This window comes from Pseudomonas sp. NPDC089401, from assembly GCF_044749485.1.
In the GTDB taxonomy this organism is placed as follows: Bacteria; Pseudomonadota; Gammaproteobacteria; order Pseudomonadales; family Pseudomonadaceae; genus Aquipseudomonas.
Genome location: NZ_JBIVIA010000002.1, coordinates 642,549 through 665,464, shown reverse-complemented (window position 1 = coordinate 665,464; position 22,916 = coordinate 642,549). Strand labels below are relative to the sequence as shown.

26 protein-coding genes are annotated in these 22,916 nt (G+C 63.8%); 2 read left to right on the top strand and 24 right to left on the bottom strand.

Going from position 1 to position 22,916, the window contains the following annotated elements:
• Positions 1-7 precede the first annotated feature (7 nt).
• Together ACIP21_RS07265 and ACIP21_RS07260 are read right to left on the bottom strand one after the other, a co-directional pair.
• Positions 8-589, bottom strand: a complete 582-nt coding sequence (locus tag ACIP21_RS07265) for a hypothetical protein (protein ID WP_400685729.1) — start codon at positions 587-589, stop codon at positions 8-10.
• Positions 558-1,295: an SURF1 family protein gene (locus ACIP21_RS07260; RefSeq protein WP_400685726.1), complete on the bottom strand. Its 738-nt coding sequence runs from the start codon at positions 1,293-1,295 to the stop codon at positions 558-560. Before ACIP21_RS07260 ends, ACIP21_RS07265 begins: the two co-directional genes overlap by 32 nt.
• Positions 1,296-1,346: 51 nt before the next feature.
• Here ACIP21_RS07260 and ACIP21_RS07255 point away from each other — a divergent pair, with 51 nt between their 5' ends.
• Positions 1,347-1,550, top strand: a complete 204-nt coding sequence (locus ACIP21_RS07255) for a twin transmembrane helix small protein (protein ID WP_400685724.1) — start codon at positions 1,347-1,349, stop codon at positions 1,548-1,550.
• Positions 1,551-1,668: 118 nt separating this feature from the next.
• Here ACIP21_RS07255 and ACIP21_RS07250 read toward each other — a convergent pair whose 3' ends face one another.
• From ACIP21_RS07250 to coxB, 4 genes are read right to left on the bottom strand one after another with little or no spacing between them, the layout of a single operon-like run.
• Positions 1,669-2,556, bottom strand: coding sequence for a cytochrome c oxidase subunit 3 (locus ACIP21_RS07250; RefSeq protein ID WP_400685721.1), 888 nt, complete (start codon positions 2,554-2,556; stop codon positions 1,669-1,671).
• A 16-nt stretch (positions 2,557-2,572) separates the two neighbouring features.
• The gene (locus ACIP21_RS07245; RefSeq protein ID WP_400685718.1) at positions 2,573-3,139 is read right to left on the bottom strand and encodes a cytochrome c oxidase assembly protein; all 567 of its coding nucleotides are present in this window, start codon (positions 3,137-3,139) and stop codon (positions 2,573-2,575) included.
• A 10-nt stretch (positions 3,140-3,149) separates the two neighbouring features.
• Positions 3,150-4,739: a cytochrome c oxidase subunit I gene (gene ctaD, locus ACIP21_RS07240; protein WP_400685715.1), complete on the bottom strand. Its 1,590-nt coding sequence runs from the start codon at positions 4,737-4,739 to the stop codon at positions 3,150-3,152.
• A gap of 43 nt (positions 4,740-4,782) precedes the next feature.
• Positions 4,783-5,910 (bottom strand): cytochrome c oxidase subunit II, encoded by a 1,128-nt coding sequence (gene coxB / locus ACIP21_RS07235; protein WP_400685712.1) that lies wholly within the window; start codon positions 5,908-5,910, stop codon positions 4,783-4,785.
• A 368-nt stretch (positions 5,911-6,278) separates the two neighbouring features.
• Between coxB and ACIP21_RS07230 the strand changes: the two genes are divergently transcribed.
• Positions 6,279-6,920 (top strand): hypothetical protein, encoded by a 642-nt coding sequence (locus tag ACIP21_RS07230; protein ID WP_400685709.1) that lies wholly within the window; start codon positions 6,279-6,281, stop codon positions 6,918-6,920.
• A 132-nt stretch (positions 6,921-7,052) separates the two neighbouring features.
• On the opposite strand, the gene ACIP21_RS07225 is transcribed toward ACIP21_RS07230, so the two are convergent.
• From ACIP21_RS07225 to trbG, 18 genes are all read right to left on the bottom strand, one after another.
• A complete protein-coding gene (locus tag ACIP21_RS07225) occupies positions 7,053-8,588 on the bottom strand; it encodes a SulP family inorganic anion transporter (RefSeq protein WP_400685706.1) in 1,536 nt (511 codons plus the stop codon).
• A gap of 190 nt (positions 8,589-8,778) precedes the next feature.
• A complete protein-coding gene (locus tag ACIP21_RS07220; protein WP_400685703.1) occupies positions 8,779-9,498 on the bottom strand; it encodes a carbonic anhydrase in 720 nt (239 codons plus the stop codon).
• Between the two features lie 263 nt (positions 9,499-9,761).
• Positions 9,762-10,307 carry a conjugative transfer signal peptidase TraF gene (gene traF, locus ACIP21_RS07215; protein WP_400685700.1) on the bottom strand — a complete coding sequence of 182 codons (546 nt, stop codon included), beginning with the start codon at positions 10,305-10,307 and terminating at the stop codon, positions 9,762-9,764.
• Positions 10,304-12,127: a type IV secretory system conjugative DNA transfer family protein gene (locus ACIP21_RS07210; protein WP_400685697.1), complete on the bottom strand. Its 1,824-nt coding sequence runs from the start codon at positions 12,125-12,127 to the stop codon at positions 10,304-10,306. The genes traF and ACIP21_RS07210 overlap by 4 nt, the downstream gene beginning before the upstream one ends.
• Positions 12,128-12,171: 44 nt before the next feature.
• The gene (locus ACIP21_RS07205) at positions 12,172-12,702 is read right to left on the bottom strand and encodes an IncP plasmid survival protein KfrC family protein (protein WP_400685694.1); all 531 of its coding nucleotides are present in this window, start codon (positions 12,700-12,702) and stop codon (positions 12,172-12,174) included.
• A gap of 11 nt (positions 12,703-12,713) precedes the next feature.
• The gene (locus tag ACIP21_RS07200) at positions 12,714-13,451 is read right to left on the bottom strand and encodes a TraX family protein (protein ID WP_400685691.1); all 738 of its coding nucleotides are present in this window, start codon (positions 13,449-13,451) and stop codon (positions 12,714-12,716) included.
• The gene (locus tag ACIP21_RS07195) at positions 13,448-15,145 is read right to left on the bottom strand and encodes a phospholipase effector Tle1 domain-containing protein (protein ID WP_400685689.1); all 1,698 of its coding nucleotides are present in this window, start codon (positions 15,143-15,145) and stop codon (positions 13,448-13,450) included. Before ACIP21_RS07195 ends, ACIP21_RS07200 begins: the two co-directional genes overlap by 4 nt.
• A 77-nt stretch (positions 15,146-15,222) precedes the next feature.
• Positions 15,223-15,849 (bottom strand): hypothetical protein, encoded by a 627-nt coding sequence (locus ACIP21_RS07190; RefSeq protein ID WP_400685686.1) that lies wholly within the window; start codon positions 15,847-15,849, stop codon positions 15,223-15,225.
• Between the two features lie 202 nt (positions 15,850-16,051).
• Positions 16,052-16,273, bottom strand: a complete 222-nt coding sequence (gene trbK / locus ACIP21_RS07185; protein WP_400685683.1) for an entry exclusion lipoprotein TrbK — start codon at positions 16,271-16,273, stop codon at positions 16,052-16,054.
• Entirely contained in the window at positions 16,273-16,449 is a 177-nt protein-coding gene (gene trbK, locus ACIP21_RS07180; protein WP_400685680.1) for an entry exclusion lipoprotein TrbK, read from the bottom strand. Before trbK (ACIP21_RS07180) ends, trbK (ACIP21_RS07185) begins: the two co-directional genes overlap by 1 nt.
• A 148-nt stretch (positions 16,450-16,597) precedes the next feature.
• Positions 16,598-17,191 (bottom strand): muramidase, encoded by a 594-nt coding sequence (locus ACIP21_RS07175; RefSeq protein ID WP_400685677.1) that lies wholly within the window; start codon positions 17,189-17,191, stop codon positions 16,598-16,600.
• Positions 17,192-17,201: 10 nt separating this feature from the next.
• Positions 17,202-17,501: a TrbM/KikA/MpfK family conjugal transfer protein gene (locus tag ACIP21_RS07170; protein WP_400685674.1), complete on the bottom strand. Its 300-nt coding sequence runs from the start codon at positions 17,499-17,501 to the stop codon at positions 17,202-17,204.
• Between the two features lie 13 nt (positions 17,502-17,514).
• Entirely contained in the window at positions 17,515-19,107 is a 1,593-nt protein-coding gene (gene trbL / locus ACIP21_RS07165) for a P-type conjugative transfer protein TrbL (RefSeq protein ID WP_400685671.1), read from the bottom strand.
• An 11-nt stretch (positions 19,108-19,118) separates the two neighbouring features.
• The gene (locus tag ACIP21_RS07160) at positions 19,119-19,337 is read right to left on the bottom strand and encodes a hypothetical protein (RefSeq protein ID WP_400685668.1); all 219 of its coding nucleotides are present in this window, start codon (positions 19,335-19,337) and stop codon (positions 19,119-19,121) included.
• A 32-nt stretch (positions 19,338-19,369) separates the two neighbouring features.
• Positions 19,370-20,158, bottom strand: a complete 789-nt coding sequence (gene trbJ / locus ACIP21_RS07155; protein ID WP_400685665.1) for a P-type conjugative transfer protein TrbJ — start codon at positions 20,156-20,158, stop codon at positions 19,370-19,372.
• A 23-nt stretch (positions 20,159-20,181) separates the two neighbouring features.
• Entirely contained in the window at positions 20,182-21,567 is a 1,386-nt protein-coding gene (locus ACIP21_RS07150; protein ID WP_400685662.1) for a TrbI/VirB10 family protein, read from the bottom strand.
• A gap of 6 nt (positions 21,568-21,573) precedes the next feature.
• A complete protein-coding gene (locus ACIP21_RS07145; protein ID WP_400685660.1) occupies positions 21,574-22,023 on the bottom strand; it encodes a conjugal transfer protein TrbH in 450 nt (149 codons plus the stop codon).
• Complete coding sequence (gene trbG / locus ACIP21_RS07140; protein ID WP_400685657.1) at positions 22,020-22,910, bottom strand: P-type conjugative transfer protein TrbG; 891 nt, start codon at positions 22,908-22,910, stop codon at positions 22,020-22,022. The genes ACIP21_RS07145 and trbG overlap by 4 nt, the downstream gene beginning before the upstream one ends.
• Positions 22,911-22,916: the final 6 nt, after the last annotated feature.

The following is a 22,916-nucleotide window of genomic DNA, read 5'->3' as shown; positions in this document are numbered from 1 at the left end:
CAGGCTCCTAGCCGATGTTGGACAGCTTGAGCAGGTGGCGCAGGTCGTCGAGCACATGCTTGCCGTTGACCTTGGCGTCGTAGCGCAGCACCAGGTTGCCGTGGGGGTCGACGATCCACAGTTGCGGGCCGACTTCACCGACTTTCTGGCCGTAGCGCTGGGTGTCCAGCGGGTAGCGCTGCAGTTGGGGATACTCGCGGCCGAGCAGGGCCTGGTACTCGGCACTCAGCGGCTGGGCCGCGGCCAGGGCATGGCTGGCGCGGCTGGCGTCGCGGCCCAGGCCGACCTGGATCTGCCGCACCAGGTAGACCAGGCGTTGGCAATCCTCGGCGCAGGCCTGCGGGGCGCTGACCAGCAGTTGCCAGCGTTCGTCCTCGCCGGCGATGCCGATATCGGCCCGGCTCTGGCCGTTGCCGATCATCGCGCCGTGGTAGCTGCGCCCCTCCGGCACCCAGAACTTGAGCTTGTACATGCAGGTGGCCAGGACCATCGGCCCGAGCACCACCAGAAAAATCAGGATCAGCTGCAAACGCCCGCGGGCTCTGGGTTTGCTACGTTCAGGCAGGTCCAGTGGAGTGGCGGTGGCCATCGGTTTTCTCCTTCTTGCGGTGCCAGCCAAAGTAGAGGTAGAGCAGCACCAGGGCGGTGGCCAGGGCGAACCATTGCACGGCATAGCCCAGGTGTTTTTCCGGGCCCAGGGCAACGATCGGCCAGCCCAGCCGATAGCTGGCCGGGCCGGGTTCGAGGCGCAGTTCATGGGCGAAGCCTTCGCGCCCGAGCTGCTGCCAGAGCGTGGCCGGGTCGACCGCGGTGAGCAGGTGCGGCCACTGGCCGCCCGCCGGGTCGGGGTGCAGCTGGAAGGGGGTGCCAGGCGCCACATAGACGGTGGCATCCAGCGCCAGGGCCCGGTCGGGGGTGTTGAACTGCACCGGGACGCGGCGATCCGGCCACGGCAGCCAGCCGCGATTGACCAGCAGCCACAGGCCGCTGGGCTGGTCATGGAAGGGTTGCAGCAGCTCGACACCGGCCTGGCCGTCACGCAGGCGGTTGTCCAGCAGCAGGCTGTGTTCGGCATCGAAACGACCATAAAGGTGCACGCGGCGGTAGGCGGCATCCTCGGTCTGCGGCAACTGGCTGGTGGCCAGGGCAGGCTCGACCTCGCGCTCGGCATAGGTGGCCAGCAAGGCGCGCTTTTCATCGGCGCGGCCGAGCTGCCAGCAGCCGAGCGCGATCAGCCCCGGCAGCAAGGCGAGCACCACCAGGGTCGGTATCCAGCCCGGGCGAAACGGCCTCACAGGCGCCTCGCTATACTTGTCCCCATCACTGCATCCCCCTGGAGTAGCGCCATGCTAAAGGCAGCGATTGTCCTGATGCTGTTGGCCACGGTGGCCAGCCTGTTCAGTGGCCTGGTGTTCCTGGTCAAGGACGACGACCACTCGACCCGCCTGCTCAAGGCCCTGACCGTGCGGGTGACCCTGGCAGTCCTGACCGTCGGCCTGGTCGCCTGGGGGTTCATCAGCGGCCAGCTGGTGTCCCACGCCCCCTTCTGAAGTCCTCACCTACCTCTGTGGGAGCGGGTTTACCCGCGAACACGGGCGAAGCCCGTGCCATCCACCCCGGCGCCTGCTTCGCGGGTAAACCCGCTCCCACAGGGTTCTCTATCTGCCTTCAAAGTACGTATACGAAGATGAACAGCCCCACCCACACCACATCGACGAAGTGCCAGTACCAGCTGGCCGCCTCGAAACCGAAGTGCTTGTCGGGGTTGAAGTGCCCGCGCAGGATGCGCACGAACATCACGATCAGGATGATCGTGCCCAAGGTCACGTGGGCGCCGTGGAAGCCGGTGAGCATGAAGAAGGTCGCGCCGTAGATGCCCGAGCCCAGGGTCAGCCCCAGCTTGGTGTAGGCCTCGTGGTACTCGTAGGCCTGCAGCGCAATGAAGCTCAGGCCCAGCAGGATGGTCAGCGCCATCCACAGCTTCAGCGGGCCGCGATGGTCGCGGCGCAGCGCATGGTGGGCAATGGTGATGGTCACGCTGGAGCTGACCAGCAGGATGGTGTTGATCAGCGGCAGGTGCCAGGGGTCGATCACTTCCTTGGGCGGCGGGAACAGTTTCGGGTCCGGCGTGTGCAGCAGCGGCCAGGTGAACTCGAAGGAGGGCCACAGCATGTGCGCGACGCCCTTGGCCCCTTCACCGCCGAGCCAGGGCCCGGCCAGCACGCGCACGTAGAACAGCGCGCCGAAGAAGGCCAGGAAGAACATCACTTCCGAGAAGATGAACCAGCTCATGCCCCAGCGGAACGAGCGGTCGAGCTGCGGGCTGTACAGCCCGGCCCGGCTCTCCTTGACCACCGCGCCGAACCAGCCGAACAGCATGTAGGCCAGGAACAACGCGCCGACGAAGAAGATCAGCGGCCCGTGCGACGACGGGTGGCCGGCCTTGATGTCGTTGAACCAGGTGCCCAGGCCGAACACCGTGATGAACATGCCGATGGTGGCGATGATCGGCCACTTGCTCTGCGCCGGTACGTAGTAGTGGTCATGACTTGCCATTGCCGATCTCCTTCCCTTAGCGGGCGCCCTGGGCGTTCTGCACCGCGGCATGGGCAACCGGCGGATGACGCGCAGTGATGTCGAACAAGGTGTAGGCCAGTGTCAGGTGCTTCACGCTGGCCGGCAGGTCGCGGTCGACGATGAAGCGCACCGGCATCTCGATGCGTTCGCCGGGCTGCAGCACCTGCTGGGTAAAGCAGAAGCACTCGGTCTTGTGGAAATACGCCGCGGCCTCGGCCGGGGTGATGCTGGGGATGGCTTGCGCGCTCATTGGCCGGTCGGTCGGGTTGTGGGCGATGAAGATCATCTGGTTCACCGCCCCCGGGTTGACCTCGAGCTGGTCGGCCGTGGAATAGAAGTCCCAGACCATGTCGGCGGCATTGGTCGACATGAACTGCACCCGCACCGAGCGGCCCGGGTCGCTGACCTGGCTGCCCTCGTACTGCCCGCCGGTCTTGCCATTGATGCCGAAGGCCTTGCACATCACGTCGTAGATCGGCACCAGGGCAAAGCCGAAGGCGAACATCACCACCGCCAGCAGCAGCAGGCGGGTGACCAGGCGCTTGAGCGACGAGCCGATCATGGCGGCGCTCCTACTTCACGTCCGGTGGTGTCTGGAAGGTGTGGTAGGGCGCCGGCGAAGGGACCGACCACTCCAGGCCCTCGGCACCATCCCAGGGCTTGGCCGGGGCCGGCGCGCCGCCGCGGATGCACTTGATGACGATGAACAGGAAGAAGATCTGCGTGGTGCCGAACAGGAAGGCGCCGATCGACGACACCATGTTGAAGTCGGCGAACTGCAGGTTGTAGTCGGGAATACGCCGCGGCATGCCGGCCAGGCCGACGAAGTGCATGGGGAAGAAGGCCATGTTCATGCCGACGAACGACAGCCAGAAGTGCAGCTTTCCGAGGGTTTCGTCGTACATGTGGCCGGTCCATTTCGGCAGCCAGTAGTAGGCCGAGGCAAAGATGCCGAAGATCGCCCCGGGCACCAGCACATAGTGGAAGTGCGCCACCACGAAGTAGGTGTCGTGGTATTGGAAGTCCGCCGGGGCGATGGCCAGCATCAACCCGGAGAAACCGCCGATGGTGAACAGGATGACGAAGGCGATGGCGAACAGCATCGGTGTCTCGAAGCTCAGCGAGCCTTCCCACATGGTGCTGACCCAGTTGAACACCTTCACCCCGGTGGGCACGGCGATCAGCATGGTGGCGTACATGAAGAACAGTTCGCCGACCACCGGGATGCCGACCACGAACATGTGGTGGGCCCAGACGATGAACGACAGGAAGGCGATCGCGCCGGTGGCGTACACCATGGAGGTGTAGCCGAACAGCGGCTTGCGCGAGAACGCCGGGATGATCGAGCTGACCGCGCCGAACGCCGGCAGGATCATGATGTACACCTCGGGGTGGCCGAAGAACCAGAACACGTGCTGGAACAGGACCGGGTCACCACCGCCGGCGGCGCTGAAGAAGCTGGTGCCGAAGTGGATGTCCATCAGCATCATGGTCACCACGCCGGCCAGCACCGGCATCACCGCGATCAGCAGGAATGCGGTGATCAGCCAGGTCCAGACGAACAGCGGCATCTTCATCAGGGTCATGCCCGGGGCGCGCAGGTTGAGGATGGTGGCGATCACGTTGATCGCGCCCATGATCGAGCTGATGCCCATCAGGTGGATGGCGAAGATGAAGAAGGTCACGCTGGCCGGCGCGTAGGTGGTCGACAGCGGGGCGTAGAAGGTCCAGCCGAAGTTCGGCCCGCCGCCAGGGGTGAAGAGGGTCGAGACCAGCAGCAGGAAGGCCGCCGGCAGCAGCCAGAAGCTGAAGTTGTTCATCCGCGGCAGGGCCATGTCCGGCGCGCCGACCATCAGTGGGATCATCCAGTTGGCCAGGCCGACGAAGGCCGGCATCACCGCGCCGAACACCATGATCAGGCCGTGCATGGTGGTCATCTGGTTGAAGAACGCCGGTTCCACGATCTGCAGCCCGGGCTGGAACAGCTCGGCGCGGATCACCATGGCGAACGAGCCGCCGAGCAGGAACATCATGAAGGCGAACCACAGGTACATGGTGCCGATGTCCTTGTGGTTGGTGGTCAGCACCCAGCGCATCAGGCCCTTGGCCGGGCCGTGGGCGTGTTCATGGCCGTGGGCGTGGTCGTCGATCACTGCACTCATGTCCTGTCTCCTGCAATCCGCTGATTGCCGCGCGAAACCCGCTTCACTTCGCATCCGCCTGCTTGAGCGCCAGCACGTCCTTCGGCGTGACCATGTCGCCCTTGTTGTTGCCCCAGGCGTTGCGCTCGTAGGTGACCACGGCGGCGATGTCGACTTCCGAGAGCTGCTTGCCGAACGCGGCCATCGCCGTGCCCGGGCGCCCATGGAACACCACGCTCAAGTGTTCTTCCTTCGGCCCGGTGGCCACTTTCGAGCCCTTGAGCGCCGGGAACATCGGCGGCAGGCCCTGGCCTTCGGCCTGGTGACAGGCCACGCAAGTGGTGTGGTAGACCTTGTCGCCGCGCTCGACCAGTTCCTCGAGCGTCCATTCCTTGCTGGTCAGCTCCTTGAGCTTGGCCGCCTCGGCCTTGCGCTCGCCAAGCCAGGTCTCGTAGTCGGCCTTGGACTTGACCTCGACCACCACCGGCATGAAACCGTGGTCCTTGCCGCACAGTTCGGTGCACTGGCCGCGATAGATGCCGGGCTTGTCGATACGCGCCCAGGCCTCGTTGACGAACCCGGGGATGGCGTCACGCTTGACCGCGAAGGCCGGCACCCACCAGGAGTGGATGACATCGGCGGCAGTGACCAGGAAGCGCACCTTGGCGCCCACCGGCAGCACCAGCGGCTGGTCGACTTCGAGCAGGTAGTGCTCGTCCTTGGGCGCCTGGTTGTGGATCTGCTCGGCGGGGGTGGCCAGGTTGCTGAAGAACTCCACGTCCTGGCCCAGGTATTTGTAGTGCCACTTCCACTGGTAGCCGGTGACCTGGATGTCGAGGTCCGACTCGCTGGCGTCATAGATGTCGATCAGCGTCTTGGTGGCCGGGATGGCCATGGCCACCAGGATCAGGAAGGGCACGATGGTCCAGAGGATTTCCACCCAGGTGTGCTCGTGGAAATGTGCCGGCTGCTGGCCGGTGGAACGCCGGTGGATGACCATCGACCAGAACATCGCACCAAAGACCACGATGCCGATGATCACGCAGATCCAGAAGATGGTCATGTGCAGGTCGAACACGGCGTTGGAGACTTCCGTTGCCCCCGGGTGCATGTTCACGGTCCAGGCGGCGTTGGCCTGACCAAAAACCGACCACAACAGGAGGCCCATCCAGACATGTGGATGTCGCATCATTGCGGGTTCCCCTTCTCGTTCTTGTAGTCCCGGAGGCATGGCCTGCGGCAAGAGGGAACGGCGGTCAAGACTGCCTGGCTTCGACGACCGAGCCCCTGCTGAAAGCAGCTGGGCCTCATCACGAATCACGTTCACCGGGAGTATAGACAGCGACCAACGGCCCGCAACGACGCCGATGAAATGATCGTCATGAAAAGGGGAAACAGCGTCCGATACGCGTGCTAGATAGGGTGTGGCACAATAATGGCGTCAACATATAGCCAAGTGCGCACACGTTTGCGTGACTTATAACAAATGCGTCTTAGGTATTCCGTATACCGAGCTAAGTTAGTGTCTTCCGTTTGAAACGTCTTGTCCCTGGAGTTGTCATGAACATCGCTGCTGTACGCGAGCAGATTCGCCAAGCCCACAATCACGAAGGCCGCACCGGCCAGCTGAAAGAGCGTCTCGAGCTGCAACTGCCCCACCTGCACCCCTCGATCCAACTGCCTGAGCAGGACGCACAGGGTACTTTGGCGAGCTTCGTCAGCGCTTATATCGACCAGGTTCCGGAGCTGCTGGAGGCCGCTCACGAGGTAGCCCGCGAAGCCGGTATCGAATCGCAGATCAAACCTGTGCTGAAAATTGCCGAGGCCTATTTCCTGCAGCCGCCGAGCTTGATGCAGGGGCATGTCGGCCTGGACTGCCTGCTGGATGAGGCGTACCTGGCGCACCGGCTGGTGGAAGAGGTCAACGACCTGTACATCCGCCACTTCCAGCAACCGTTGATTCCGGTCGATACCACGGTGGCCAACCTGATCGCCCACCAGTTGATCGGCGAGACCTTCGCCAACCAGCTGGACGAGGTGGTGCACCATTCGGTGGACGAGATGCTCGACGACCAGAGCTTCGCGGCGGAATCGGTTGAAGCCTACCGGGACACCCTGAGCAGCCCGGAAACCGGCGCAGCCTGGAAGCGCTGGCCATGCCTTTCGCGCCAGCTCGGTGTGGAGCTGGGCCAGCCGGCCTGAGTAACCTGACCGGGCCTCTTCGCGGGTAAACCCGCTCCCACAGGTGCCCTACAGTCCTAAAAGAGCTGTGCAGTACCTGTGGGAGCGGGTTTACCCGCGAAGAGGCCAGGTCAGGCAACAGAGCTCTTCAGCTCAGGCACCCACTCCCGCCGTGGTGCGCATCCGCCCTTCGATCCGCCGCTTCAACCGCCGCTGCTCGATCACCAACCGCGCGCCATTGCTGGCATTGCTCCGGCTCCAGTCCTCGAGCAGTTCCAGGCACGAGTGGTCGATGTAGCTCAGGTTGCTCAACGGCACATGCAAGGTGGTCCCCGCCGGCACACTATCGAGCACCTGGGTCAGCGCCGGCACCTTGAGGAAGGTCGCCGCACCGCTCAGGCGCAATTCCATGTGCCCCGCCTTCTCCAGGCTCACCAGGTTGATCTTCAGCCGCGCCGCCTTGAACGCCAGCTTCAGCAGGGTCAGGGCAAAGCCCAGCAGCACACCGGTCAGCAGGTCGGTGAAGATGATCGCCAGGGCGGTGGCCGCGTAGGTGAACATCGGCATCCGGCCATAGCGACCCAGGCCCTTGAATGCCTTGAAATCCACCAGTTTCACGCCAGTGAACACCAGCACGCCGGCAAGGCTGGCCACCGGGATCTGCTGCAGCACGCTGCTCAGCACCACCACGAACGCCAGCAACCACAGGCCGTGCAGGATCGCCGAAGCACGGGTCTGTGCGCCGGCCTGGACGTTGGCCGAGCTGCGCACGATCACCCCGGTCATCGGCAACGCGCCGAGCACACCGCAGAGCATGTTGCCGATGCCCTGGGCCGACAGCTCGCGGTCGAAGTCCGAGCGCTGGCCGCTGTGCATGCGGTCGACTGCGGCCGCCGACAGCAGGGTCTCGGCGCTGGCGATGAAGGCCAGGGCGAAGGCCGCCACCAGCAGGGTCGGGTCGGCCAGCTTGAGCAAGTCGTCCGGGCGGATCCAGTCGATGGCCTCGGACAGGTCCGCCGGCACCTGCACGCGGTTCACCGGCAGCGCCAGCCACATGGCGATCGCGGTCATCGCCGCCACGCCCAGCAAGGCACCGGGCACGAAGCGCAGCCGCTGCGGGCGCAAGCGCTCCCAGCCCCACATGATGGCGATGGTGCCCAGGCCCAGCGCACCGGCCATCCAGCCAGCGCCGGCGCTTTCCTGGGGCAGCGCCGCGGCCACGGTGGACGGGAATTCCAGCAGGTTCTGCAGGCCCGAGGGCTGTGGCGCGGTGTCGAACATCACATGCACCTGGGACAGCACGATCAGCACGCCGATACCAGCGAGCATGCCGTACACCACCGCCGGCGCCGTGACCCGGAACCAGCAGCCCAGGCGCAGGCGCCCGGCCAGCAGCTGGAGGATCCCGGCCAGCAGCAGGATCGGCCCGAGCATGGCCATGCCGTGCTGGCGCACCAGCTCGAACACCAGCACCGCCAGGCCCGCCGCCGGGCCGCTGACCTGCAGCGGCGAGCCGGCCATGAAGCCGACCACGATACCGCCGATGATGCCGGTGATCAGGCCCTTGGCCGGCGGCATGCCCGAGGCGATCGCGATGCCCATGCACAACGGCAGGGCGACCAGGAATACCACCACCGACGCCAGCAACTCACGCGGCAGGGCCGCTTTCAACTGTGTCATGTTCACCATCATTCTCCTTTCTCTGACGCACGGCCATTCCCCTGGCCGTGGGCACGTTTGGCCCCTGACGAGCGCGCAGGCGCGGGCCGCCAGCGGGATTGCCGGCAGGGCAGTCAGGGCATTTTCAAGGCAGCCGAAGGCCGCGCCACACCCGCAAGGGGTGCAGCCGGCTATTCAGGATTCAGCTTGGACGGGTCGCTCAGTAGCGGCCTCTCGGAGTGGCGCAGGGCACCGGCTGGCCGGCGGCCAGGGGCATGAAGCTGTCGCTGGCGGCGTCGTAGGCTTCGATCTTGCTGGTCTCGATGTCGTAGACCCAGCCGTGGATGTACAACTGGCCCGCCGCCAGGCGCGAAGCCACCGACGGGTGGGTGCGCAGGTGGTGCAGCTGGGCGATGACGTTTTCCTTGGTCAGCACCTGCATGCTTTCGTGTTCGCTGCCGCACGAGCAGTTGTTCTCGACCACAGTGCGGGCCACTTCGGCGTGGCGCAGCCAGGCACCGACGGTGGGCATCTTGTCCAGCGAGTGGGGGTTGAGCACGGCACGCATGGCACCGCAGTCGGAGTGGCCGCAGATGATGATGTGGTGCACTTTCAGCGCCAGCACGGCGTACTCGATGGCGCTGGACACGCCGCCGTTCATCTGGCCATACGGCGGTACCACGTTGCCGACGTTACGGGTCACGAACAGGTCGCCCGGCGAGCTCTGGGTGATCAGCTCGGGGACGATGCGCGAGTCGGCGCAGGTGATGAACATGGCACGCGGGGTTTGCGCGGTGGCGAGCTTCTTGAACAGCTCCTGCTGGTCGGGGAAGACGTCATGGTGAAAGCGCAGGAAGCCGTCGACGATGTGCTTCAGGGCGGCATCGGCGCTCTCCGCAGGGGCTGGCGGAACGACCTTGGATGGGTCCTTTACGGGCATGATTCATCCTCTTGACGGTGTGTAGGTAAATCCATTTTACCGGTGAAAGATTCTGGCTATGCGCAGATTTAGATGACGCGCATCGGCGATTAATCACAGTCTTCACTGACTGGATGCCTACGCTAGCGGGGAAAACTTAACTGAAACTTAATTCGAAGGCTCTAGAACAAGCGTTCCAGACAAAAAGGCGGGATCTGAATAATAGCAAAAAACCATCAACTGCCAAGTACCATTACCACAACTATTTACTCGGATGAGTGAGGCTAGGGTAACGATTGCTCACGCTGCCATACCAGCCAGGGTTCCACCACCTCACCCAGCTGCGCCTCGGGCACGGCACCGAAATAGCGGCCGTCGAACGACAGCCGGCTGTAGTCGGACAGCATCAGCACCTGGGCGTCCTGCAGGCGAAAACGCGCTGCCGCCGGGTGCGGCATCGGCCGCCCGCTGGGGTCGCGTTGCAGAGGCTGGCTGCGCGCCTGCAGCTGGCCATTGACCCGGACCCCATCGGCGTCGATTGCCACATCGTCACCTGCCGTACCGACCAGGCGCTTGAGCAGGTGCATGTAGCCGCCCGGGCAAGGCCCGCCGGCCAGGTAGCCACGCGCGTGGGCGAGGCTGAACACCTCGCTTTCAGGCGGGCAGAACAGCACCAGGTCGCCCTTCTCCGGCGCCTTGTCGACCACCCAGTAGATCCCTGGTGGAAAGCTGCTGGTGACGTTGATCCGGGCACCGCCGTGCAACACCAGCGGCAACCCGCAGAAGGCCAGGATGGCCAGCACCGCGAGCAGGGTCAGCGGGCGTTTCATGCCGGCAGCTCGAGGGTGCGGTCGCTTTCCCGCGGTGCCGGCACCTTGGCCCGGGCGAGGAAGATCGGGTCCTGGAAGTACAGCGGCTGCTTGCCGTAGAACGCCGGGTAGCCGGCGCAGTACACCACCATGTCGCCCGCTTCTTCGATATTGCCCTGGCTGTCCTTGCGCGGGCCGGGCATGCGCAGGGCCTCGTCGGTGGTCAGCAGCGGCCGCTGCACTTCCTGGAGGGTGCGCGAAACCTGGCCCAGCAGCGCGCTGGAACGGCGGCCGCTGGTGGTGACCTGCTCCTTGACGATGGTGGTCTGGCCGGTGAGCTTGGACAGGTGCTCGGCGGTCTCCACGCGGTTCGGCGGGTAGGCGTTCTGGATATGGCAGTTGGAGGTGATGCTCTCGTTCTGCCCGTAGAATTCCTGCAGCTGCGACAGGTCCTGGATGATCAGGTAGCACTTGATGCCGTAGCCGGCGACGAAGGCCAGCGACTCCTGCATGATGTCCAGCTTGCCCAGGCTCGGGAACTCGTCGAGCATCATCAGCAGGCGATGCTTGTAGTGGGCCTTGGGCCGGCCGTCCTCGAAGTCCATCTTGTCGGCCAGCAGGCGCACGATCATGTTCACCAGGATGCGCACCAGCGGGCGCAGGCGCGCCTTGTCGTTGGGCTGGGTGATGATGAACAGGCTCACCGGGTCGTCATGGTTCATCAGGTCGCGGATCTTGAACGCCGAGCGGGCGACGTTGCGCGCCACGATCGGGTCGCGGAACAGCGACAGGTACGACTTGGCGGTCGACAGCACGGAGCCGGCCTCTTCCGCCGGGCGGTCGAGCATGTCGCGCGCGGCCGAGCCCACCAACGGGTGGTTCTCGCCGTCGAGGTGGCCGTAGTGGGTCATCTCCTCCCACAGCTCGCTGATCGGCCGCGACGGGTCGGCGAGCATGGCGTCCAGCGCCGGCAGGCTGGCCACGCCACCCTCGTCCAGCGAGCGGTAGCACAGGTGCAGGATGCAGCCGACCAGCATGGCCTGGGAGGTCTTCTGCCAATGGTCGTTGAGGCCCTTGCCGTCCGGGTCGACGATCAAGGTCGCCAGGTTCTGCACGTCACCCACCTCGAACTCGGTGCCCAGGCGGATTTCCTCCAGCGGGTTCCAGCCCACGCAGCCATTGGCCGTGGCCGGCTCGAAGCGCAGCACGCGGTTGCCGGCGTGCTGCTGGCGCCAGCCGGCGGTCAGCGCCCACAGTTCGCCCTTGAGGTCGGTGATCACCGCGCTGTGCTTCCACGACAGCAAGGTCGGGATCACCAGGCCGACGCCCTTGCCGCTGCGGGTCGGGGCGAAGGTCAGGATATGCTCCGGGCCGTTGTGGCGCAGGTAGTGGAGCTTGTTGCGCTTGTCCAGCCAGGCGCCGACATAGACGCCGTCGTCGGCCAGCAGGCCGGCGTTCTCGATGTCCTTGCGCTCGCCCCAGCGCGCCGAGCCGTGGAGGAAGGCATTGCCCTTGGCGCTGTTGTTCATGATCAGGCGGATCACCATCAGCGCCATCAGGCCGGCAGCGCTGACCAGCATACCCAGGGAGCCGGCACGCATCAGTGGGTCCTGATACTGGCCCGACCATTTGCTCGCCCACACCAGGATCATCCACGGGGGATAAACGCCGTTCAGGTTGCCGCCCAGCGAGGCATGGTTGTTGAACTGGTGGGCGAAGAACTGCGTGGCCGTGGCCAGGCCGGCGATCAGGAACAGGATCGCCAGCAGGGCCTGCCAGGCGTTGCCCTGGCTGCGCTGGCCACCGCGGATCTGCGGGCCGACGGCGTTGTTGTGTTTCATGGGTTCGCTCCGTGAACGAAGGGAATGGAAAATGAAAATGCCGGTCAGGGCGATGAGGTGCGCGAACGGCCAGGCTCCTGGGCCTGGCTGCGCCGCTGGGTTTCGCTCAAGGCCCGCTCGGCCTGGCGTTGCAGGCTCCACTGCTCGGCCAGTTCCGGCTGCTCGGCGCGTAGCCTGCGCACTGCCAGTTCTTCGATGCGTGGGGTGTACAAGCCCATGCCATGGTGCAGGTCCTGGACGCGCTCCAGGCGGCCTTGCAGCTGTTGCAGGCGCGCCTGGCAGCGCTGGTTGGCCTGGTCCCAGGCAGCCCGCGTCGACGGCAAGGCAATCCAGCCAGGGCGTGCGGCCAGGCTTTGCTGCAACTGTGCCTGCTGGCGGTCTACCAGCGCCTCCAGGCGCTGTTCCAGGGCCCCGGCCTGCTCGGCCTTGTGCTCGACGTATTCGCCCAGGGCCTGGTTGTAGCGCGCCTGCAGCGGGCTGCCGTCGAGCAGCGCGGCCTGTTCGAGGGCCAGCGCCTGGGCCTGGGCTTCCAGGGCCTGCCCTGCGTCCGGACAGGCGTTTTTCGGATCGTCCATGGGCTTTCTTTTCATATAAAGAACAGGTATCCGGCCTTGGCCATCGGAATGCGGATCAGCAACAGCGCCAGCAGGTGCAGCGGGTAATAGGCATAGAACAGCCAGCGCCAGCGCGGCAGCTTCAGCGGCAGGCGCGTCGCCAGCAGCAACACGGGCAGGGCCGCGACGGCCCAGCTGTTGCCGTTGATCAGCGACAGGCCCGCAAACGAAACCACGACGCCCAGGGCGGCCATGATGTTCGGACGTCTTACATACCAGAGCGTGCTCAGCCCGAGCAGCACCGCCGGCCACCAGAACTCGACCAGTGCCCCACCGCCTGTGAACACCAGCAAGGCCACGACCCAGTAATGCTTCTGCCTGGCAGCAGCACGCTCACAGGCCGCGGCAGTCAGGGTGATCACCAGCAACGCGAAGAGGATGTTCAACGGATACCAACCGCCCCACCACTGGCCACCCAGGGCAAGGAACGGCGGCGTGGCCAGCAGGCCGAACAAAAACAGGCGCTTGGCGGCACGCCTGTGCACACCCCGTTCGAACGCGCCCGGGCGCGCCAGGTTGTAGCCCAGCACCATCACGAACAACGGCATCGCCACACGCCCGGCCTCGAACAGGTAGGGCAGGGTTTCGTTGAACAGGTACTTGTTCACGTGGTCGCCGGTCATCAGCAGCAGGGCCAGCCACTTCAGCGCTTCCAGGGTGCCGTTGGCGAGGTGCAGGCGGGGTGGCGCGTGGAGGCAAGGTTCGATCACCGGCGCATCGCCTGGGACCAGCCCGTTTCCAGTTCCAGCTTCGGTGCCACATTACGGGCCATTTCGCCGATGCCTTTTTCGTTCACGATGGCTGTGCTCTTGCCCACCTGGAAGTTACGGCCCGGGTCGACATCGCGGCGGTCATGGATGACGAACTGGTCGCTCTGGCCGACCTTCTGCAGGATGTGGTGCTCGTCCAGGCCCATGACCATACCGCTGGTGGCCTTGCGGCCGCTTTGCGACGCTTCGCCGACGCTGGCCGAGGGGTTGAGGCTGCGGGCTTTTTCTTCCATGGCTTTGAAAGAGTCGCTGCGTTGTTGGGCTTGGGGGTCCAGTTGCTGGCCTTGTTTGCTGCTTGCAGGTACGGGGACGGCTTGCAGGTTCAGACCGCTGATGAAGCCTTGCTCAGGCCGCGAATGAGACATGCTATCGGCCATGTCCTGGCTTTGCTGTTTCGACGCCTCCTGAAGTTTCGCCAGCTCCCGCTCAAACGAGTCTTCAGTCCGTGATTCCTTACGCTCGGCTACGCTGCGCTTGCCAATGAACTCGGATGCTCGGTCCTTCAGCTGGCTGCCCATTTCCGAGAACCAGCTGCCCACGGACTCCGCACCACGTTGAATACCGCTTTTGCTCAGCGAAGCATCGTTCTCGAAAATGACGCCGCGCCCATTGACCTCATGGTCGAACGGTTTGGCCTGACGATCGAAGACATTGATCGTCCCTCGTTCCATGGGAAAGGGCGTGTTGTCGACTTTCTGGTAGGCACCATCGGCGCCCCGGGAGAACGCATCATTACCATTGAGCAAACGTGAGTCGATCAGCGCTTGCTGGACCTTTTCCGGGCTCTTGATCACGTCGTTGTACTGGCCGATGCGCTGAATGTCTTCCTGTTGCATCGGTTTCATCTCGATGCCCGCCGCTTGCAGCCGGTCGTACATCACCGCCAGCGGGCCCGCCGCCAGCACATCGTTCTTGTAACCGCCGCCGACCTGCGAGTGGGCACCTGCGAACTTCAGCTCTTCGATGCGCGAGTTGTCGTCATTGCGCAGAGCGCTGGTCAGGCGAAACGTGTCACGGTACTCGTTGGCCGCCACCAGGTGCGTGGTCGAATCGACGTTCTTGCCGATTTCCAGATTCTTGCCCAGGTGGGTATCCGACATCGCGTTGCCATAGGAGGCGACGGTATCGAAGATGCCCAGCTTGTTGACATGGGCCTGGCCCGGCGGGATCAGAAACTCTCCGGTGGCTTTGCCCCGGCTGTCGAGCTTTGGCACACCACGCTCGATGAATTCGTTGGCCAGTGCACGGGACTGTGCCGCACCACGGCTGAAGCCGACGATGTTCACGTCGACCTTCTGGTCGGGATACTTGTTGTGAAAGGCAACGATGGCGTCATAGGCCTGGTCGATCCGCTCCTGACCGCCCAGGCCGGTGCCACCTTCCAATGCAGAGCGAGCGGAGGTTTTGCCCTGGCTGCCAACGCCATCGAAATAGACCTTCTCCGATTGGCCGGACCGGTCCTGTGCGTCGTACTGCTGCGGCGCATGGCCCGAGTTTCGCGCCAGGTTGGTGCCTTTGGCCGTGTCCAGGTCGAAAAGCCGGGCGACGTTGGTCTGCGTACCCTCGGGCGTGTTCAGGTCTTTGTTGTTGCCGGTGCCATCGAAGTACACCGTGAAGCGCAAAGCATCGCTCATGTCATATCCCTATGAAGTACAGCTTGGGCAAGACGTAAGGTTCAAACACCCAGCGCGCAGGCACGCCGGGGGCAGCGTCAGGAACGCTTCTGGTTCAGGGACACGATCAGGTCGTGCACACCATCACCTGCGGCGCCGATGAATTCCTTGTAGAACTCCTTGCCCTTGTGCAGGAGCGGCGAACCGCTCAGCGAATCAGCCGCAGCATCCACAGCTGCTCCGCCAAAGTCCTCACCCATGCGCTCAACACTGCGGGCGCGGGCTGCAGGGTCGTCGTAGGGTTTCTGGTACCAGCTGGAGATCTGGTACTCGATACCTTCCTTCTCGAACTGGGTATTCAGGTGAGTGGCCAGAGCGATGAGCGACTCACGGGCCAAGGTCGGATCCACGTCCTGTGCCTTCATGAATGCTTCCACACGTAGCTGTGCGGCGGCGATCAAGTCGGCATGGGTATAACCCTGCATCGGCGGAAACACGCCATCAGGCAGTTTCATGCCAGGTTTGTAGGGTTGGTACTGGCCTTGATTGTCTTGCATGGAAATCTCCTTGGCATGAACGGAAGAAAAGGTCGCCGGCAGCAGCACACAGGCTCCCAGCACGAGGGGGATCAGCGAGCTCAGGCGCAGCCGCGCACTGATGCTCTTGTGACGGGCCGATGAGCTATCGGCAGTGGGTGCGCAGGCACCGGATGTTGGGCGGTTCAAACCGTCACTCCTTGCAATCGCCTCTTGGCGGGTCCCTGTTTGGATTCACTGTGCAGGCAGGCCGCCTGCTGGGGGTGTAAACGAGCCGCGACGGCTGAGACCATGGTTTTCATCAATTGCTCCCCACTACCAGGCGGCGCTGCACAAAGGGAGCGGCGGCCATTGAACCATTCTTGAGTCTCATAGCTTCCATTCAGTCCTATTAGAAGGTCTGGGGCACGCTGTGCTTGTAACCACCCCGGGTCATGCAGCGCTCCACCAGGTCGTCCCGACGCTTGCCTTCCGCAAGCGTCTTCCAGAATTGCGGCGTACAGGTTTGCGAACTGGCCTCGATCATCGGCTCTTCCTTATCCAGGCAGCCGGCCAGCAATGCCGCGCTGAACAACATTGCCCAGCGCAGCCAGTTCATGGGCAGGTGACGCATCACCGGCTCATGCATCCTTCGACCAAGGTGTCACGCTTGGCGCCTTCCGGCAGGGTCTTGACGTGCTCGGGTGCGCAGTTGGTGGCGTTGACTTCATAGTCAGCGCTGCCCTTGCCGCAGGCGCTCAGGGCGAAGACGGCCATCAGGATTGCCAATGGCTGTACGATCATTTTCATGGTGCGGGTTCCTGACCAGGATTGAGGAGTGGACTTCTTGTAGCTGCCGCTAGACATGTTGCGTTCTGCGGCGGTGTCTGGATTCGCAGCACCCAGGTCGCCCGAAGAGTCTGGTGGCATACCGCGATATCTGAAACCACGGTTTTCATCAATTGCTCCCCACGACCAGGCCGCGCGGCACATACGAAGACGTACCGGCCGGCGCCTGGGTTACGACCGGCTCGGCCGCGACAACCTTGGCCACCGGTTTCACTCCGGGCGTCTCGCCAGGCACACCGGTCACGACCGTGCCCTGTGCCACCTGTTGCGTGGCAAAGCGTGCGTCCAGCCAGTCGGCCCAATAGGCGGCGCGGCGCATCACCAGCTGGCGGTAGCGGGCGTTGATCGCCGGGGTGCGCGAGTGGTAGTTGGCGACCCGCGTCCACAGGTCGCCACGGTCGTTGCGCACATGGCCACGGATGCGCCAGGCCGCCAGTTCGTAGGAATAGCAGCCACCCTGTTCGACGTCCTTGGCGGTGATGCCGTAGCGTGACAGCTCACGCAGGTAGGCGGTGTTGAACTGCATCGGCCCGACGTCGTAGGTGCCGTTGCTGTTGCGCACCCACTGGCCCGGTTTGCCGCCTTCCTGGCCGGCCACGGCGAGGACGATGTTCACCGGCAGCTCGTACTTCACCGCCGCCATGATCGAGCAGGCGATCGGCTCGCTCAGGGCAGGTGGCGGCACATCGGCAACGAATGGCATGGGGCGCGCCTCAGAAGACCTTGCCGAACTTGTCGTTGATCGACTGGGTGGCATCCGGGTCGGCTTTCTCGCACTGGTCGAGGAAAGACTTGCGGGCATTGGCAGTCTGATCGGGCTTGATGTCGCCATGGTGCCGCTCGACGATGTCGAAGTAGTCTGCAATCGGCTCCTCGCACTCCGCCACCACCACGCCCTTGAGCTTGCCGAACATGCACATCACCGTGGCGCACGGGTCCTTGGCCTCGGCGGGCAGGGCGATGGCGAAGGTGGTGGCCAGCAAGGCCGTCGGCAGAATCTTTGCGAAAGTCATGTTCATCCCTTTTTCAGGCTTTTTCCTGTTTGCTGTCGCGGTAGGCCGCCACTTCCGAAGCGGGGTCGAAGCTGCGACTCGACGAGGCAGTGTTCGAACTTGCAGCGTCGCCGGCGCCTCCCTGTGAAATCTGCGCTGCCAGCTTGCCGCCAAGCGTATTATCGATGCGCGCCTGGGCCATTCGCCCCACACCGGAAGCCAGGTTGGCGCCCATATCCAGAGCAATTCGGCCTGCAGTCCCCATCTTGCTGGATGAGCTGCCGCCACCTTTGCCATCGGAGCCACTGCCACTTGCCGCTGGCTGGCCACCGTCGGCCCCGCCACCACCCGCGCTACCGGTATCGCTGGCCTGGGCCATACCTGCGGAGCCACCCTCCGACGAGCCTCCTGCTGCTCCCGCAGCGCCCATGGAGGCCGAAGCCCCGCCACCGCTCTCGCCCGATGCCGTAGCAGCCAACCCCATCGCACCTCCCAGGGGACTCGAACCGCCACCACCACTACCGCCGCCGCCAAACATGCGCGATGCGAAGTCCGTACCTGCCGAAACGTTGGATTGAGCGCCTTTGAATGCGGAATAGAGCGAATGAGCACCACCGGCGAAACTGGCGGCCCCGCCCATCAAGCCCGAAGCGCCCGCTTTCAGCACGGACGAGCCGGTCGAAAGCGCCGAGGCTGCCATGCTGGCGGCCCCCACGGCCGCACCGGCACCGAAGTTGCCAATGCCTGAGTTGCCAATGCTCGACCCCGACATGATGCCGGCAACGGCACCTGGCACTTTGTTGACGAGTACCAGCAACGTGATCGCAATGATCATGATGACGGCCATTTCCTGGAAATGCAGACCGGTCTGCATATCCCGGTAATACTCATCCAGGAAGCTTTTACCGATACCGACCAGCAGCGCCATTGTCATCAACTGCGCGCCCAGGCCAATCACCGACTTGAAATAGTTGAGCGCCATGTCGGAGGTCCAGCGAGCACCGCCAAAACCGAGGAAGAAAATACCGGCGTACATCATCACCCAACCGGTAATCAACAGGAGCAACATGTTGATTGCGACCAACGCCAGGACGACGAGGATGATCCCGGCCAGAATGAACCCGACCACGCTGTCTACAGGTTCCCACCAGCTCGAGTTATCTGACACCTTGTCAAACAGTTCGAAGCCTATGTCCACGATCGACGAAGGCGTCACGGTGTCTGAAATACCCGCTGCCTTGGCGCCGATCCTGGCCACACCATTGATGATGGAAGGGCCAATCCCCTGCCCGGACGGGCACGCTGCAGTTCCACAGGTTGCCGCATTGGCAAGCAGCCAGTAAAAGAACCCGGTAAACATGATGAACCGGATAAATTCGGCAAAGAACTCGCCAATGTCAGCTTTGCGCAATGCCATGAGACCAAAGGTCCAGACCAGGCTGATCGTCACCAGGCACCAGAAAAGCCAGCTGGCGTAACCACTGATCGTGGTTGCCCATGTGGATGCAACGGCCTCGTACCGGTCGACAACTTTGTTCAGCACATCTTTGTTGTCGATAGCGGCCATGGCGGCGTTGCAAAACAACAGCGCCATCAGCAACGTCAGTGATTTCAGGATTGACCGCATGTAAGACTTCCCTACCTGATAAGGCCCTTGGTAGCGGTGCTCGATCGGAAGCCACCGGTGCCTTGGTTGGGGCATTTGTCCTGCAGGTTGCGCATCAGCTCCGGGAATTTATCGCCCTGCTTCTTCAGCATCTCGACGTCGTTATTGCGAAGGTCCGAGCATGTCGGTTCCTTGATTTCCTCGAAACAGCCAGACAACGCGCTGACCATCGCAACGATGACGGCGGGCATGAAAATCTTCTTGTACATATGACGTAAACCTCTTAACGAATCAGACCTTGAGTGGACGTGCTTTTCTGGAAATTACCTTCGCGAAGTTCCTTGGATGCGGCAGTGGCCTTGGCTTGACGATCGAGCTCGGCCTGCTGCTGCACCGCGTAGGCACTTTGCTGGGCCAGCATCAGGCTGCGAATTTGCAGAAGCTGGTTAGCCTGCTGGCTGGCAAGTTGGTTGGCAAATTGAATGGCTTTCATCTGGCCATCTGCGGATGCCGCGCCTGCTTGCAGCCGCTCCAATTGCTGGGCATCGCTGCTCAGGTTTTTCTGCTGCTGTGAAATGCTCTTGAACAAGGCGTCGCTGGACTCCTTGCGCGATTGCGACGCAAGCTCTTCCTGCTCGGTGAGAGCGGCCTGCTCGGCTGCAGAGCAGCCCGAGCTGGTGAAGCAAGGCGAGTTTCGGTAGTAGCTCGCGTCCTGGAACTTGTCCAGGTAGGAGTTGAGGCTGCCAGCCTGGTTCGTGTAGTAACTGAGCATGTCCTGGGCCTGCATCAGCTTGTTGATGGTCGAGTTGGCCTCGTCCCAGATGTAGGCCGCAGGTGCTGCGGTGTTCTTGACCATGTTCTCGTACTGGTCAATCTGGGTCCTGTACTGCTGGAGCTGGGTGCCGTATTCCTCGATCTGCTTGGCAGTCTGGGCAATGCTCTCCAGGGACGTGACTTTGTTAAGCGCGACATTCGCCCCGTCGATCACGGGAATACCGGCGCTCGCCTGCAGGCTGAATCCGAACCCGGCCAGCAGTACGATGGTCGGCTTCAACAAGTGCATGGGCTTCATGCTGCTCTCCTTGGCGTGTTTCATCAGTAGTCGAAGGACTGGTAAGGCTTCGAGAACGTCATGTCCTTGGTCACCATCACGTTGAAGCGATAACCCGGACGGATTTCGAGGGTCGGTGCGATGTTCAGGTTCTTGGCGATCATCTGCGCGGTCACCTGGCCCAGTTGCTGGCCGAGCGCCTCGCTCATGGCGCTGCTGGCGGTCTGCCGATCGTTGTCACCGCTGCTGTTGCGGTCCTGGCTGAGGCTGATACCGGCGACGATGCCGGACATCAGCAGGGCCGAGCCGAAGACCCTGACATAGTGGTTGTTGGTCTGGTCATTGAAGCCGGAATAGCCCGCGCTGTCGGCGCCGGGCATGGCGCCGATGTCCATGGCCTTGCCGTCGGGGAAGACGATCCGTTGCCAGGCCACCAGTACCCGCGACTGGCCATAGGCGACGTCGCTGGAATAGGAGCCGACCAGGCGCGAGCCCTGCGGCACCAAGAGGTGCTTGCCGGTTGCCGTGTCATACACGCCCTGGCTGACCTGGGCCATGATCTGCCCGGGCAGGTCGGAGTTGATGCCAGACACCAGCACGGCCGGGATCACGAAGCCGGCGCGCAGTTCATAAGGGCTGCGGGGTGCCTGCACCTTCGCGTTCAGTTGCCAGCGATCGGTTTCACCTGCGCCACCGTACTGGTTGTAATCCTTGCCGTTGTTCACGGCAGTCTTGACCAGGAACGGTGAGTCACCTTGTGCCCCGCTCGACGCGTCGACGCCACCGCCGATACCAGCAGCACGCAGTTCGGCCAGGCGTGCCTTGAAGGCCTGGTTGGGGTCGCTGCGCGACTGCTCATCCAGACGCTGACGGGCTGCGGCGATCCGCGCCAGGGCATCCTGCTGGCTGGCCGGCGCGCCACTGGCGACGCTCGAACCGGCGCTGCGCGGTGCAGTGACCTGCACGGTGCTGCGGGCTTTCACCGCGTCCTGGAACTGCTGCATCTTCATGCGTCGAATGCGCTCCAGCTCATCGGCATCCACATCCGGCGGCAAGTCACGCGGCGGCAGGGGCGGCGCGTCGAGGTTGCTCGGGCGTACCACCTGCAAGGCGGCTGGCTCGGCCGGCGTGTTGTCCAGCACCGGCAGCGCCGGCGGCTGGGCCTTGCTGGGGATGATGCCGTCGGCATCGATGCCGCGGATCTGCTGGGCGAACAGGCTGGCGTTACCGGCCTTCTCGGGGTCTTTCTCCACCGGCTTGTTCTGGTTCTCGGCGCGGTCGGCCGCGACCATCAGCATGATCAACAGGAAAACCATGGCGGCGCCGCCAATGATGTACATCGGCCAGTTGTTGACCCGACGCACGCCGCTGCTGCGTTTCAGTTGCCCCGGCGAAGCGTCCGGGGACATGGCATCGTTGAGGTTACTCATGGCTCGTCACTCCTTGCGCACCCAGGCCCCGGCGGCCAGCAGGCGACCGTTCTGCACGCCATAGACGCGGCTCAGGGACTCACGCCCGACCAGCAGGGTGACCCGGTAGAACTCGCTGCCCTTGGGCGCATCGACGATGTAGTTGACTGGCAGCGGCACAACGCTGCCGGGCCGCACGGGCGCAGGCTGGGCCTTGGCGTCGAACTCCTGCACCGAGAAGCCCGAGGCGCGCAGCGAGCGGACCAGGGAAACACCGTAACCGTCCCGGGATTCCTGATTGATCCGCAGGTGGGTGCTGGCGGGTGGGTGCACCACCGCCAGCTGGCGCACGCTGGCCGCGGCCAACTGCTGGTTGATCGCCGGCGAGCTGCGCTCGGCGAAGTTGCCATACGGGCCGCTGGCACAGGCGCTCAGGCCCAGGGCGGCGAACAGGGCGATCCATGCGCGCATGGTCATTTACCCCGCTCGATGGTGACGCGGTCCTGGGACTTGCCGACGCCGGCAATCAGGATCGCCTTGTCGAACACGGTGTCGACGATGTAGCGGTCGCCCTGGACGCGGTAGTTGACCATCACGGTCTCGTCATCGGTGAACCAGCCACCGTCCTTGCGCACCACCAGCAGCGACGGCGATTCGCTCTGCTCCATGCTGCGCGGCATCTGGATGATGGTCTTGCGCCCGTCGTTGTAGACCCGCACCGGTTTCCACGAGGTGTCGCCATCGACCTTGTAGTCGAAGCTCAGGTTGCCCAGGTACTCGCCGGTTTCCGGAATGGTCGCCTGCTTGCGCTCGGTGGCTTCGCGGGTCTTGATCAGGTTCCACTTGGCCAGGGCTTCTTCCGGGTAGGTGAAGGCCACCTGCGGCATGTACTGGGTGCGGTGCGAACGCAGCTTGAAGTGGTAGGTGCGACGGTTGGTGGTGACCACCAGGGAGGTTTCCAGGCCGACGTCCATCGGCTTGATGATCAGGTGCTGCACCTCGCTCTCGCCGACACCGGTGATGGCTGGCTCGACGGTCCAGCGCGCGGTGTCGCCGAGGTTGATCGAGTTGACCTGCTCGCCGGCCTGCAGGGCGATGTCGCACACCTGCAGCACCGCGCAGACGATGCTGGGCTGCTGGGCGCCGAAGATGAAGCGGGCGGTGCCGTCGCCGCCGTCCACCGGCTTGATGCCGGTGGCGCTGGCCTGCTGCCAGCGCTGGGAGATGGCCAGGGCGGCCTTCTCTTGCGGGGTCAGGGTCGGGTTGGCGTCGGAGAAGTACAGATCGGCCTGGCTGGTTCCCGGCGCGGCCTGCGCGAACACGGGCAGGGCGGCCGCGAACATGGCGCAAAGATAACGGTTCATGGTCGA